A 12,398-nucleotide genomic window follows, 5' to 3' on the forward strand; every position below is an offset into this window, starting at 1 on the left:
GCGATCTCAGCTGCGGGACGGGAGGCTAACCGACGGCGCCTCCGGTGCGAAGTCCAGCGATCGCGGTGTCGGTGAGGCCGAGTTCGCTGAGCACGGCGTCGGTGTGCTCACCGAGGGCGGGAACAGGTCCCATGGGCAGTTCGACATCGGTGAACGTCATCGGCGGCAGTACCGCTCGCACTGGCCCGGCGGCGGTGTCGACCTCCCGCCACCGGGCACGCTCGGACAGTTGAGGATGGTCGATGAGGTCTCTCATTCCGTTCAGGCGGGCGGCGGGCACGCCTGCCGCGGCGAGTCGTTTGTCCAGTTCCTCGGTGTCGAAACGGCGGGTGTGCTCGGCGACGACCTGGTCGGTTTCGGGTCGGTGCTCCACCCGCAGGATGTTGGTCGCGAACTTCGGATGCTCCGCAAGATCGGATCTGCCGAACACCTCGGTGACCAGCGCCCGCCAGCCGCGGTCGTTCTGCACCCCGATCAGGATCTGCCCATCAACGGTCGGGTACGCGTCGTACGGTGCGATCGAGGCGTGACTCAGACCCATCCGCTCGACTTGAGTGTCCTGGTACATCTGCAGGTACATGGGGTGCCCGAGCCATTCGACGGTCGCGTCGAACATGGACACATCCACCGCGGCCCCCACACCGGTGCGTTCGCGCCGAAACAGTGCTGCCTGCACCGCAGTCAGCGCATACATGCCGGCGGCGATGTCGGCGGCTGGAATTCCCGTCTTGGTTGCCGTCTCGGGGGTGCCGGTGATCGAGCACAAACCGGTCTCTGCCTGCACCAGCATGTCGTACGCCTTACGTGCCTGCAGTGGGCCTGCGGTGCCGTAGCCGGTCATGTTCACCACGATCAGTTCGGGGCGGTCGCGGCGCAAGGCGTCGGCGCCGAGACCGAGACGTTCCATCGCGCCGGGAGCAAAGTTCTGGACGACGACGTCGGCCCGGTCGAGGAGCCGACGTATCACCTCGAGCCCCTCCGCTGACTTCATGTCGACGCAGACCGACTCCTTGCCCCGGTTGAGCCACACGAAATGGGAGGCGAGGCCGTGCACGGCGGTGTCGTAGTTGCGGGCGAAATCGCCCTCCCCCACACGTTCGATCTTGATCACGCGGGCTCCGAGATCGGCCAGGTGCCGGGTGGCGATCGGGGCGGCCACCGCCTGCTCGAAGCTGACCACGGTGATCCCGTCGAGAGGAAGGTCCCGGCGCGCCGTCGAAGTCACAATTGAGGTCACGTGAAATTCTCCTGATGATGGACCGCACGCCGCAGACGGAGCGTTCGGTGCCGGCTACCCGGCATGGTGACTCCAGGATCGACCACCGCCCCACGACGCGGGTGTTCCAAAGCGGAACACCACAGAATCCGATCCGGGGAGCGCTGTGAGAGTCCGCTGAACGAGATCGCGGATTCACGGCGTTGCCGTGCCCTCTACCGGCGGAGGCGAGGACACCGGACTGACCGCCCCGCTATGCGGTGGTGACGTCGGGAGGGTCGGGAAGGTCGACGTCGAGAACGAAGTCGAGCCAGATCAGGGCATCGGAGAGCGTCTCCGCCCGCATGGTCACGTCGAATTGCTCGGCAGCGGTCAGCGACCGCTGCGCTTCGGCGAGATCCTCGGCGAGGAACGCCGACACCGTCCGCAGCACCCAACGCTCCGACGCCGAGAGGGCGTCTACGTCGACGAACCCGCCGTCCGTGAAGCGCAGGTCGAGGATGAACCTCTCCCCCGGTCGCGCGGCGCCCAAACGCGCGGTGACCACGCCGACGATGGCATCGACGACCCAGGCGAGCACGTCGCCGTACTCCGGTTGCTCTCCGACAGCCGGCGGTTCGGCGCACACCCGGGATATCTCGCCCGAGAACCGGACGACGTCGCGGTCACCGACCAGTTGCATCAGCCGGCCGCCGACTGCCGCGGCCGACGAACTGGTGGGGCTGCCCGCGTTCGATCCCATACTTCGAGAATGCCCGGTGCGGGGCACCGCCACACAGCGCGGTGGATCACTCCCAGTCGCCGGTATGGCCCCACCGGTCCCGGCCGCCCAAAGCTGACCGGTGGGGTCCACCGCCCGTGTAGCGGCGTCCGACGGAATTCGATTCGACGTCGGCGCGCTGCGTACGGGCACACCGCCCGATCCCTCGATGGGCGGACTCTCACCTCGGTCTGGAGGTGGCGAATTCGCGATTCGCTTCGCCTGCAACTGATTGGACGCTATCGCGAAATAAGGTAAAGCGCAAGTAAAGTTCCGTCGAGGGCTCGACGTTCCCGCCCCTGCCGGCCGGCGACGGCCTCAACCGACGGACCGAATCCGAACGGTGTAGTTTTGCTGTGGGCCTTATCCTCAGGGGACTCTGCGTGAGCACCGTCACGGCGGTCTGACACGGCCGAGAAATCTGCACGAAACATTCACGTTACGTTCCGTTCGTACAGTGTTGCCCCGACGCACCCCCACCTCATCCGCGGGGTACACGCGAGGGAGAAACACATGAGTGGGAATGCCGTCCGTCTGCAGGCGATCAAGGACGTCGAGGCATACGTGCCCCCGGCCGTCAGTTTCGTCGACGACGAGAAGCCGGGCGAGATCTTCGGTCAGAACGTGTTCAGCAAGACCGTGATGCAGAAGCGTCTGCCGAAGTCGGTCTACAAGTCCGTCATCGCCACGATCGAGAAGGGCAAGCCTCTCGACCCGATGGTTGCCGACGCGGTCGCGTCGGCGATGAAGGACTGGGCACTCGAGAAGGGCGCCACGCACTACGCGCACGTCTTCTACCCCCTGACGGGCCTGACCGCGGAGAAGCACGACAGCTTCTTCGACCCGGTCGGTGACGGGTCGGCGCTCGCCGAATTCGCAGGTAAGACGCTCGTCCAGGGCGAGCCCGACGCGTCGAGCTTCCCCAACGGCGGGCTCCGCAACACGTTCGAGGCGCGTGGTTACACCGGGTGGGACGTCACCAGCCCGGCGTATGTGCTGGAGAACCCGAACGGCAACACCCTGTGCATTCCGACGGTGTTCGTGTCGATGACCGGGGACGCGCTCGACCACAAGACACCGCTGCTGCGGTCGCAGCAGGCGATGGGTGTCCACGCGGAACGCATCCTGACGCTCTTCGGCCACGACGACGTCGAGAACATCGTCTCGTTCTGTGGACCGGAACAGGAGTACTTCCTCGTCGACCGGCACTTCTTCCTCGCCCGGCCGGACCTGCTCAACTCCGGCCGCACCCTGTTCGGCGCCAAGCCGCCCAAGGGCCAGGAGTTCGACGACCACTACTTCGGCGCCATCCCGGAGCGCGTTCTCGGCTTCATGATGGACACCGAACGTGAGCTGTTCAAGCTCGGCATTCCGGCGAAGACCAGGCACAACGAGGTCGCCCCCGGCCAGTTCGAGATCGCACCGATGTTCGAACGCGGCAACATCGCCGCCGACCACCAGCAACTGCTGATGACGACGCTCAAGACGATCGCCAAGAAGCACGGCATGGCCTGCCTGTTCCACGAGAAGCCGTTCGACGGTGTCAACGGGTCCGGCAAGCACGTCAACTTCTCGCTCGGCAATTCCGACCTCGGCAGCCTCCTCGTTCCCGGCGACAACCCGCACGACAACGCCCAGTTCCTCGTCTTCTGTGCTGCCGTCATCCGCGGGGTGCACAAGTACGGCGGCCTGCTCCGCGCCTCCGTCGCGTCGGCGACCAACGATCACCGCCTCGGCGCGAACGAGGCTCCCCCGGCCATCATCTCCGTCTTCCTCGGAGATCAGCTCGCCGGCGTGTTCGAGCAGATCGCGAAGGGTGCGGCCACCTCGTCGAAGGGGAAGGGCACCATGAAGATCGGTGTCGACACCCTGCCCGTGCTCCCGACCGATCCGGGCGACCGCAACCGCACGAGCCCGTTCGCCTTCACCGGCAACCGGTTCGAGTTCCGGGCGCCGGGTTCGATGCAGACCGTCAGCGGACCCATCGTCACGATCAACACGATCATGGCCGAGTCGCTCGACTACATCGCGACCGAACTCGAGACCGCGGTCGCGAACGGCACCGACTTCGACACCGCGGTGCAGAACCTGCTCACCGAGATCATCACCAACCACGGTGACGTCGTGTTCAACGGTGACGGGTACTCGGAGAACTGGCAGAACGAGGCGGCCGCGCGTGGACTGCCGAACCTGCGCACGACCCTCGACGCGTTGCCCGAACTGATCACCGAATCGGCGGTCGAACTGTTCGGCAAGTACCAGGTGTTCAACCACCGGGAGATGCACTCTCGCTACGAGATCGGTCTCGAACAGTACGCGCTGACGATCGGTGTGGAAGCACGGCTGACCCTGGAATTGGGACAGACGTCGATCCTCCCCGCCGCGATTCGCTACCAGACCGAGTTGGCGCAGAACGTTGCGGCGCTGAAGGCCGCAGGCGTGGACGCGGACCTGTCCGCGCTCGAAGCCGTGTCGGCACCCCTGACAAACCTCAGGGTCGCGCTCGCCGAGTTGAAGTCCGCGCTCACCGCTCAGGGTGAATCGGAGGCATTGGCGGAGGCAACGCATGCCAAGGACGCCCTCCTGCCCGCGATGGCTGCCGTTCGCGCAGCAGCAGACAGCCTCGAGGACATCGTGGCCGACGACCTCTGGCCGCTGCCCACGTACCAGGAGATGCTCTACGTCCTCTGACGGACTGGAGTAGATCTGCACGTCATCAAGGTCCGGAACCTACGGCGGAAGCTGTAGGTTCCGGACCTTCGTGTCGGCTCCACCGGGTCGCCGCAGATCTCGCGCACGAGTGCGACGGGGTTCTCACCGCAGACTTCGGTAGACCTCGAGGATCTCGCATAGGTACAGGCGGCACACGTATAACGTTGTGCGTTATTAACGCATTGCGTTACACTGGGGCAACGGCTGGAGAAGCTATCCGGGGATCGGTTGGGCCAGTACAGCGTTCGGATCAACGATCAGTACCGCATCTGCTTCATCTGGAGCGCCACCGCCGCGTACGACGTCGAAATCACCGACTATCACTGACCACCCGACAGGAACCCGCGCACCTCCGACCAGGGAAAGGAACACCGATAATGACTACAGACCTGAGCCCCATCCACCCCGGCGAGATCCTCCGTGACGACTTCCTCGAGCCTTTCGGTATTACGCAGAACCGCCTGGCCACGATCATCGGTGTTCCGCCCCGACGGATCAACGAGATCGTGCTCGGCAAGCGGTCGATCACCGCAGACACCGCGCTGCGACTGGCCAAGGTGTTCGGCAACAGCGCACAGTTCTGGCTCAACATCCAGGACCGCTACGAACTCGACATTGCGGCCGACAAGCTAGGCGACACCCTCGCCAAGATCACCCCTCTTTCGGCATAGATCGGTCTCCGCCGCGTGCGTCGAACAGAACGTTGTCGAGGCGGTAGACGCCGACTCAGATCTCGAGCACCGTCACGACACCGGTCGTGCCGTCGACCTCGATGAGTGCTCCGTTCGGGATGCGCTTGGTGCGGGCGCGTTCGCGGAGCCAGAGAGCGGCTGCGGCGAGGGTGGCCTCGAACTGGGCGGAGGTCTCGGGATCCTCGGCGAGGAGCTCACGGACCACCGAAGCGGCGGCCTCGCGTTCCTCACTACGGATGACGCCCTTGCCTTCCGGCGCTTCGTCGTCGCCGACCTGCCGCATGCGGTCGACGGTGGCCAGCGCCAGTTCCGGCTCGACTACCCACGTCTGGGCGCGGATCTAGGACATCGTGGCCGACAACCTCTGGCCGCTGCCCACGTACCAGGAGATGCTCTACGTCCTCTGACGGACTGGAGTAGATCTGCACGCAGACAGGTCCGGAACCTACGGCGGAAGGTGTGGGTTCCGGATCTGTCTGTCGGCTCACACCGCCCGGGTCTCTGGGTGTCTGTCAGTGGCGAGATGCGGCCAAGTCGCCGAGCGCTTCGACGGATTTCCAATCGACCACGGCTGCGCAGTTACGCCGTAGCAGCGCGAGAATCAGCTGGTTCACCACATCGTTGTCGGGGAGAACCGCGACCGCGGCGAGTGTGACGTAGAGGCCGCTGAGTAGCTGGATCCTGTAGTCGGCCGTCGCCTGCCCCTCGTCGTATCCGGAGGATTTCTCCGCGAACACGTCGATGTACGTCTTCAGCAATCGTGTTTCGTGTAGTCGGCGTTCGGCGACGTCGACACTGCCCGACATGAAGTACGCGAAGTCGTACATCGGATTGCGCAAGCCGGTGAACTGCCAATCCAGGAGCACGGCCGACACTCCCGCCTCCGACCTCTCGAAGAGAACATTGTCGACGCGAGGGTCGCCGTGAGTGAGTGTCAGGTGTTGCTGCGGCAGCCCGTACCAGGTGCGAACGAGTGCGACGGCAACTCGAACGGCGGCGAGGAAGTCCGGCGGGAGGTCCCCGGCGAAGCGAGTCAGCGCGGCCGCGGCCCCGCGTTCCGCCGCATCGCACCAGTAGTCGGAGACCTCGGACATGCGCACCAACCACCCTGGCGCTGCCTCGTCTGTCAGTGGGAAGAAGCTGGAGTGCAGGCGAGCGAGTTCCGCGACAAGGGATTCCGCCTCGGCCACACCACACCCCGCGGCTTGATTGCCGGGCGTCGTCGTTGCCGTCAAGTCCTCCAGGACGAGGTTGATGTTCGTCTCGTCGCCGGCCACCCAGAAGCACCGCGGAATCCGGCAAGCCTGTCGGCCACCGACTTCCCGGTAAGCGCCGATTTCGCGGTGGTATGCACCGCTCCGCAGTCCGTGCGCGTGCGCACCCGGTGCGCTCGGACGAAACTTCACCACGACCGCGGCGGGGGAACCCGATTCGGCTCGTGCGTACTCGATGCCGATTCGTACGGTGTCGCTCACGTTGCCTGCGCCGATCGGCTGCGCCGAGATCGACGCGACCTCGACCCCAGTGTGGCCTGCCTGCCGTAGCACGGACTGCACCCATGCGGTGTCGATCTCGGTGGCGACGTAGAGCACTCTGGGAGTCGGGTGATTCATGACCAGGACCCTTCGAAGTAGTTGGAGTTCCACACATCCGTGATGAGTCCCGCGGTCGCTTTGAAGACCTCGATTCCGCAGAGCCGCTCTCCGGTGGACAGGCGGATCGCGTTCCACGTCAGCGTCGCGAATTCCTCGTTGCCGGAGAGGTTGGTCACCTCAAATGTCGGCTGGTTCGACGCCAGGTCGGCACGAATGCGCTCGATTTGCTGATTCCGGCTGAGCGCGACGGTGTTACCCGCTTCGTGTCGAATGACCGGGTCTCCGCAGATTTCGTGGATGAGCTCGACCCGTTGCTTGTTGTAGATCTCGAACACATACTGTTCGACGAGTTCGACGGGGGTTCTCACCGGAGACTCCTGTACGTCTCGACGACCGGCTCGAGTTCTGCCGGGGTCGAGCAGTGCATGATGACACCGTCGACACCGAGATCGAGTTGGGCGGAGACCTTCTTCGCGCAGGCCTCGGCTGATCCTGTGGCGGCTGCGTCGAGCCACTCGGCGGGCAGCACTGTGCCGATGTGCTCGATCTCGGACGGGGTCGCCACCGCATCGCACCAGCCGTTCAATCCGGCGACCACCGGATCTTCTCGGAACCGCTGGAGCGCGTTGGGGTCCCAGTTGTTCGTCTTCACCATCAGGTCTCCGTACACCTGCAGGTAGGTGGCGAGTCTAGCCACGGTCTTCTTCAGTTGCAGTTCGACGGGCAGGTGATCGGGAACCGTTGCGTAGCAGGACCACACCTTGACCGCTGCGGGATCACGACCGGCCTTCTCCGCGGCGGTGCGGACCGCGTTCACACACCGCACGACAGTGTCGTCCGAGAAGTACGTGTGGAGAACGACGACGTCAGCGGCTCGCCCGGCCAGGGCCAGGGTCGCAGGCCCGAATGCGGTCAGCCCGATCGGAATGTTCTCGTCGAATGTCGGGTCGAGGCGCAGCGCCGGATAGTTTCCGGCCGGGCCGCTATGGCCCTCGACGGTCTCTCCCTTCCACAATCGGCGCATCAGACCGATGAAATCCTCCAGTTGCGCGGTGGTGACCGGCGGGAGGCCGAAGGCTTTCAGTTGCGGTGCCAGCCCACGACCGAGGCCGAGGACGAAGCGGCCGTTCGTCAGCCGGTGCATCGTCGTCGCCCATGCTGCTGTTACCATCGGGTGGCGGGTGTTGTGGTTGGTCGCAGCAGTGGCGATGTTCAGGCGTTCGGTCACCGCACCGGCCGCGCCCGTCAACGACCCGAGTTCCTTGACGTTGAACCGTTCGGAAAAGAACGCGGTGCCCAGGCCGAGACGCTCGGCCAGTGCCAGTTCGCCGTACATCTCTCGGGGAGACTCGACGTGTCCGCCGAGTGCGTAGAAGCCCAGTTCAGGCATCGAATCGTTCACTGAGTGTGCCTTTCGTGAGAACCGCAGTCGGGCGCCGACCTACCCACGGTTCACCGCGGCGAGTGGGTGGATCCCGATGTGGCGGGTGCCGTCGCGGTCCCGTGCATGTGTCAGGGAATTGGTAACCATGGACAGAAACAGGTCGTCACCGCGCTCCGTTCGTTCCACCAGCATCGCAGCCGCAACCCCGATGATGAAGTTGTGGAAGGTCGCGCACGCATAGTCCTGGACGAGACGTTCGAACGGATAGCCTTCGACCCCGAGGTCGACGAGTTCCGAGTGGTAGTGGAGGAGTAGTTCGTCCTCGTTCGCTCGACGTGTCGCGGCGTCCAGCGCGCCACCGATGAAGTAGGCGACGTCGACGACTCCCGGTGCGTACACCACTGTTTGCCAGTCCAGTACAACGAGCGGTACTTCTCCGCCGTGCGCGTCGAACAGAACGTTGTCGGGTCGGTAGTCTCCGTGCTGGACGGTGTAGGGCATCCTCTCCAGCGCCTGGTAGTACCCGGCGATGTTGTCGACGAATTCCTGCCCCAGTGCGATGTCGGCCTCGCTGAGCCGGCCGGCGTAGCGCTGACGGAATCCGTCGTACCATTCGGGCATCATCTCGGCGAATCGCTGCCAGTAGCTCGACGAGATGTCCATCCACGGGTTGCCCCTGAGTTCTTCGGAACCCCAGTAAGGCGCGTGGATCCGCGCGGCTTGTTCGACGGCGAGCCGCGTTTCGGCCACCGTGCAGCCGGTCAGCTGGTTTCCGGGACGTGCGGGAGTGAGATCCTCCAGGATGAGAACGAATTCGGTATTGTTCGAATCGATTTCGGCGTGGAAACAGGACGGGACGCGGACCTGGAGGTGCGGCGCGATCTCGGTGTAGAAGCCGACCTCACGGGCGTAGTTGAGCTCGCTGCGTCCGGCGGCGCGGCTCTGCTCGCTGTCGGAGGTCAGTTTCGCGACGAGCGACACGGGGCCGCTGCCAGGGTCGGAGTACGAGATCGTGATCTGATAGCTGTCGGCGACCAGACCTGTGCCTATCGGTTCGATTGCCGTGTCGGTCACCCGGTTACCGGAGGCGAGTATTCCCTTGTCGCGCAACACTCGATCCAGCCAGCTCGCGCAAATATCAGCTGCGTGCAATGTCTTCTCCTTATCGAGGGCCGGTACCGACTCAGATCTCGAGCACCGTCACGACACCTGTCGTGCCGTCGACCTCGATGAGTGCTCCGTTCGGGATGCGCTTGGTCGCGTCGGTGGCCGAGACGATGCACGGGATACCGATTTCCCGGCTGACGATCGCGGCGTGCGAGAACGGGGCTCCGACGTCGACGACCACCGCGGAGGCGGCGACGAACAGCGGTGTCCAGGACGGGTCGGTGATCGGGGCGATGAGGATCTCTCCGGGCTCGAGCGCGGAGGGGTCGTCGGGGGTGGTCAGGACCCGGGCGATGCCCCGGGCGGTGCCGGTGCAGCCGGACACGCCGACCACAGACTCGCCCGCGGCCAGCGCAGCACCGGCGGCGCCTGCGCGGAGCGACCAACCCTCTAGCGGCGGAACTTCCTCGGACACCACGAACGGCGGCTTGACGTCGAAGAGCGCGATGTAGCTCTTTTCCCGCTCGCGTACGATGTCGGTGAACGCAGCGGGATCGACGAGGTAGGCATCGAGTTCGTCGGCGAAGAGCATGAAGATCTGCTCCACGCTGTCGAGGGCTCCCGCCTCGACCCCGCGTCGGCCGAGCTCCCGTGCAGGAAGCCGGATTTCGTGGATCACCATGGCCGCCGTGGTGCGGGCGCGTTCGCGGCCGCGGAGCCAGAGAGCGGCGGCGGCGAGGGTTGCCTCGAACTGGGCGGAGGTCTCGGGATCCCCGGCGAGGAGCTCACGGACCACCGAAGCGGCGGCCTCGCGTTCCTCACTTCGGATGGCGCCCTTACCTTCCGGCGCCTCGTCGTCACCGACCCGCCGCATGCGGTCGACGGTGGCCAGCGCCAGTTCCGGTTTGACGCCCCATGTCTGGGCGCGGATCTCCCATTCCGCCGGGCCGCGGAAGTCCCAGTCCGACAGGAACGCGTCGAGATCGGTGCGGAACGCGGTGACGGCTGGGTCGGTGCTCACCGACAGCCGGTCGTAGAGGCCGGGGACGCCCTCGTCGAACACGGCGGCCACCGCCGGATCCTGGGCGGTGCGGCTGAGGGTCCACATCCGCTTGGAGGGTCCGGTGGAGTCGACGTCACCGATGCCGCCGACCAGGGTGAGGGCGAGCTCGGGCCTGCCGACGGCGGCGGCGATCTGCGCGACGGCCCCCAGCCCGACACCCGATTTGAGGCTGGCCTCGATGTGGTGCTGGAACAGCGGCCGCAGGATGTAGTCGAAGGAGGTAATGCGCTCGCGCAACTGCTGATCGGTCAACGCGGACATGTCGGGCCGGTCGGCGCGGATCCGCACCACGTCCTGACGGTCGGCGTCGTACTCGGGCAGCCCGGTGGCCCCGATGACCTCCTCGACCAGCCAGGCGCCGGCGCGCTCGGCGAACTCCGGGTTCTCGTCGAAGTCCCGCTTCTCGCTCTCGTAGCTGGGAATCCCGGGCATGTCACCGAAGTACTGCAGGTCGACCGCCTCCGGTGACATCCCCGGCACACGGACGCCGAACAGCCGCATCAGCGACATGTTGATGTACAGGTAGCTGCCGAAGGCCGGGAGGATGTTGTAGTCGACCGTGGCGTCGTAGAGGTCGTGGCCCCAGACCTTGCATGCGACGAAGGCGTCCCGCCAGCCCGGTTCGAGATTGTGCTGGAATCCGGCGGAGGCGTTCAACGGACTGATCGGGTCGGGGAAGATCTCCCCGACGTTCGCGCGGGAGTACAGGGGAAACACCTTCGACACAGTGTCGTTGATGGGCCACTCAGCCATGCGATGCCTTCTTTCAGACAAATGTTTGGAGTGCCGGTTTCATTCCGGAACGATGCACGTCGCCTTTCGTCTTAGCGACTGTGAATTCACATTCTTATGTGAGTGGCGTCACTCTGTCAAGAGTCCCTGGCCTTGACCGACCTCACGTCTGACGAGTTTCCACGTTTGCCGGTAGACAAAAGTGTGAATACTGCGTCACAATCCTTGGATACGAGGTCTGAGCTGGCGTCTGGTTTGTGGAGGTCGGCAGGGAAGGAGAGCGCTCACATGCGCATTTTGGTCACCAACGACGACGGCATCGACGCACCCGGACTGCATGCGGTGGCGACAGCTCTGGCAACCGAGGGGTACGAGATCACCATCGCCGCGCCGCGCGGCGAGTGCAGCGGCAGCGGCTCTTCGCTGGGCACCCTCGAGCACGGAGCGGAGATCGCCTACACGGAGCGCCGCTTCGAGCACCTGCCGGGAGTGCAGGCGCTCAGCTTCGACGCCCCGCCCGCATTTGCGGTGTTCGCGGCGTGCGCGGGGGTGTTCGGCCCTCCGCCGGACCTGGTCGTCAGCGGCATCAATCCGGGCCCGAACACCGGCCGGATGATTCTGAATTCGAGTACGGTGGCGGCCGCTTTGACCGCGTCGACCCTCGGCGTCCGCGGTCTCGCCGTCAGCTGCGGGTTTCCGCCGGAGCACCGATTCGACACCGCCGGCCGCATCGCGGTGTCGGCGGCACAGTGGATGCTCGCCCACAGCGCCCACCGTGCCGTGCTGAACGTCAATGTGCCCGATCTCGACATCAGTGAGGTCAAGGGCGTGCGGATGGCGCCGCTGGCACCGCGAGGACTGCTCGGCTTGACCTTCGACAAGACCCCGGACACGGTGCGGCTGTTGCGATTCGCCAATACCGAACGCCTCGGCACCGGAACCGACTCCGCTCTCGTGCGTGACGGCTACGTGTCGATCAGCGCCATTTCGGCCGTGGCGGCCAACTCCGAGGGCTCAGGCGTCGCGGCGCACGTCGAGGCGTGCCTGCCGTTCCCGGTGGCCGCCGAGTCCTAGGCGCAGGATTTTCCTGCGCTGCACCGTATATCGAACGCAGAAGGGTCGGGCCGGTCGATGACC

11 protein-coding genes and 1 pseudogene are annotated in these 12,398 nt (G+C 65.3%); 4 read left to right on the forward strand and 8 right to left on the reverse strand.

Translation table 11 applies throughout. From position 1 onward, the window contains the following. Positions 1-25: 25 nt before the first annotated feature. Together AC1DWT_RS33100 and AC1DWT_RS33105 are read right to left on the reverse strand one after the other, a co-directional pair. Positions 26-1,237 (reverse strand): CaiB/BaiF CoA transferase family protein, encoded by a 1,212-nt coding sequence (locus tag AC1DWT_RS33100; RefSeq protein WP_072943646.1) that lies wholly within the window; start codon positions 1,235-1,237, stop codon positions 26-28. 232 nt (positions 1,238-1,469) lie between these two features. Continuing rightward, a complete protein-coding gene (locus tag AC1DWT_RS33105) occupies positions 1,470-1,958 on the reverse strand; it encodes a hypothetical protein (protein WP_072943648.1) in 489 nt (162 codons plus the stop codon). Positions 1,959-2,489: 531 nt separating this feature from the next. Here AC1DWT_RS33105 and AC1DWT_RS33110 point away from each other — a divergent pair. The 3 genes and pseudogenes from AC1DWT_RS33110 to AC1DWT_RS33120 all read left to right on the forward strand — a co-directional run bounded on the left by AC1DWT_RS33110 (position 2,490) and on the right by AC1DWT_RS33120 (position 5,359). Next, positions 2,490-4,667 (forward strand): glutamine synthetase III family protein, encoded by a 2,178-nt coding sequence (locus AC1DWT_RS33110; protein WP_095865576.1) that lies wholly within the window; start codon positions 2,490-2,492, stop codon positions 4,665-4,667. 216 nt (positions 4,668-4,883) lie between these two features. Next, a pseudogene (locus AC1DWT_RS33115) lies at positions 4,884-5,015 on the forward strand (type II toxin-antitoxin system RelE/ParE family toxin); the annotation flags it as partial. A gap of 50 nt (positions 5,016-5,065) precedes the next feature. Continuing rightward, the gene (locus tag AC1DWT_RS33120) at positions 5,066-5,359 is read left to right on the forward strand and encodes a HigA family addiction module antitoxin (RefSeq protein ID WP_387495431.1); all 294 of its coding nucleotides are present in this window, start codon (positions 5,066-5,068) and stop codon (positions 5,357-5,359) included. A 55-nt stretch (positions 5,360-5,414) separates the two neighbouring features. On the opposite strand, the gene AC1DWT_RS33125 is transcribed toward AC1DWT_RS33120, so the two are convergent. From AC1DWT_RS33125 to AC1DWT_RS33150, 6 genes are all read right to left on the reverse strand, one after another. After that, positions 5,415-5,663, reverse strand: coding sequence for a hypothetical protein (locus AC1DWT_RS33125; RefSeq protein ID WP_477923912.1), 249 nt, complete (start codon positions 5,661-5,663; stop codon positions 5,415-5,417). Between the two features lie 229 nt (positions 5,664-5,892). Continuing rightward, positions 5,893-6,993 carry an aminoglycoside phosphotransferase family protein gene (locus tag AC1DWT_RS33130; RefSeq protein ID WP_477923914.1) on the reverse strand — a complete coding sequence of 367 codons (1,101 nt, stop codon included), beginning with the start codon at positions 6,991-6,993 and terminating at the stop codon, positions 5,893-5,895. Continuing rightward, positions 6,990-7,343 (reverse strand): hypothetical protein, encoded by a 354-nt coding sequence (locus AC1DWT_RS33135; RefSeq protein WP_072943653.1) that lies wholly within the window; start codon positions 7,341-7,343, stop codon positions 6,990-6,992. Before AC1DWT_RS33135 ends, AC1DWT_RS33130 begins: the two co-directional genes overlap by 4 nt. Further along, on the reverse strand, positions 7,340-8,365 hold the full coding sequence (locus AC1DWT_RS33140) for a TIGR03857 family LLM class F420-dependent oxidoreductase (protein WP_095865696.1): 1,026 nt from the start codon (positions 8,363-8,365) through the stop codon (positions 7,340-7,342). The genes AC1DWT_RS33135 and AC1DWT_RS33140 overlap by 4 nt, the downstream gene beginning before the upstream one ends. 51 nt (positions 8,366-8,416) lie before the next feature. Continuing rightward, positions 8,417-9,511 carry a phosphotransferase gene (locus AC1DWT_RS33145; protein WP_095865574.1) on the reverse strand — a complete coding sequence of 365 codons (1,095 nt, stop codon included), beginning with the start codon at positions 9,509-9,511 and terminating at the stop codon, positions 8,417-8,419. 31 nt (positions 9,512-9,542) lie between these two features. Next, positions 9,543-11,282: a PEP-utilizing enzyme gene (locus AC1DWT_RS33150; protein ID WP_477923916.1), complete on the reverse strand. Its 1,740-nt coding sequence runs from the start codon at positions 11,280-11,282 to the stop codon at positions 9,543-9,545. Between the two features lie 267 nt (positions 11,283-11,549). Here AC1DWT_RS33150 and surE point away from each other — a divergent pair, with 267 nt between their 5' ends. After that, positions 11,550-12,335, forward strand: coding sequence for a 5'/3'-nucleotidase SurE (gene surE, locus AC1DWT_RS33155; RefSeq protein ID WP_072943659.1), 786 nt, complete (start codon positions 11,550-11,552; stop codon positions 12,333-12,335). Positions 12,336-12,398: the final 63 nt, after the last annotated feature.

It is taken from the genome of Rhodococcus sp. P4_B6 (assembly GCF_056402215.1).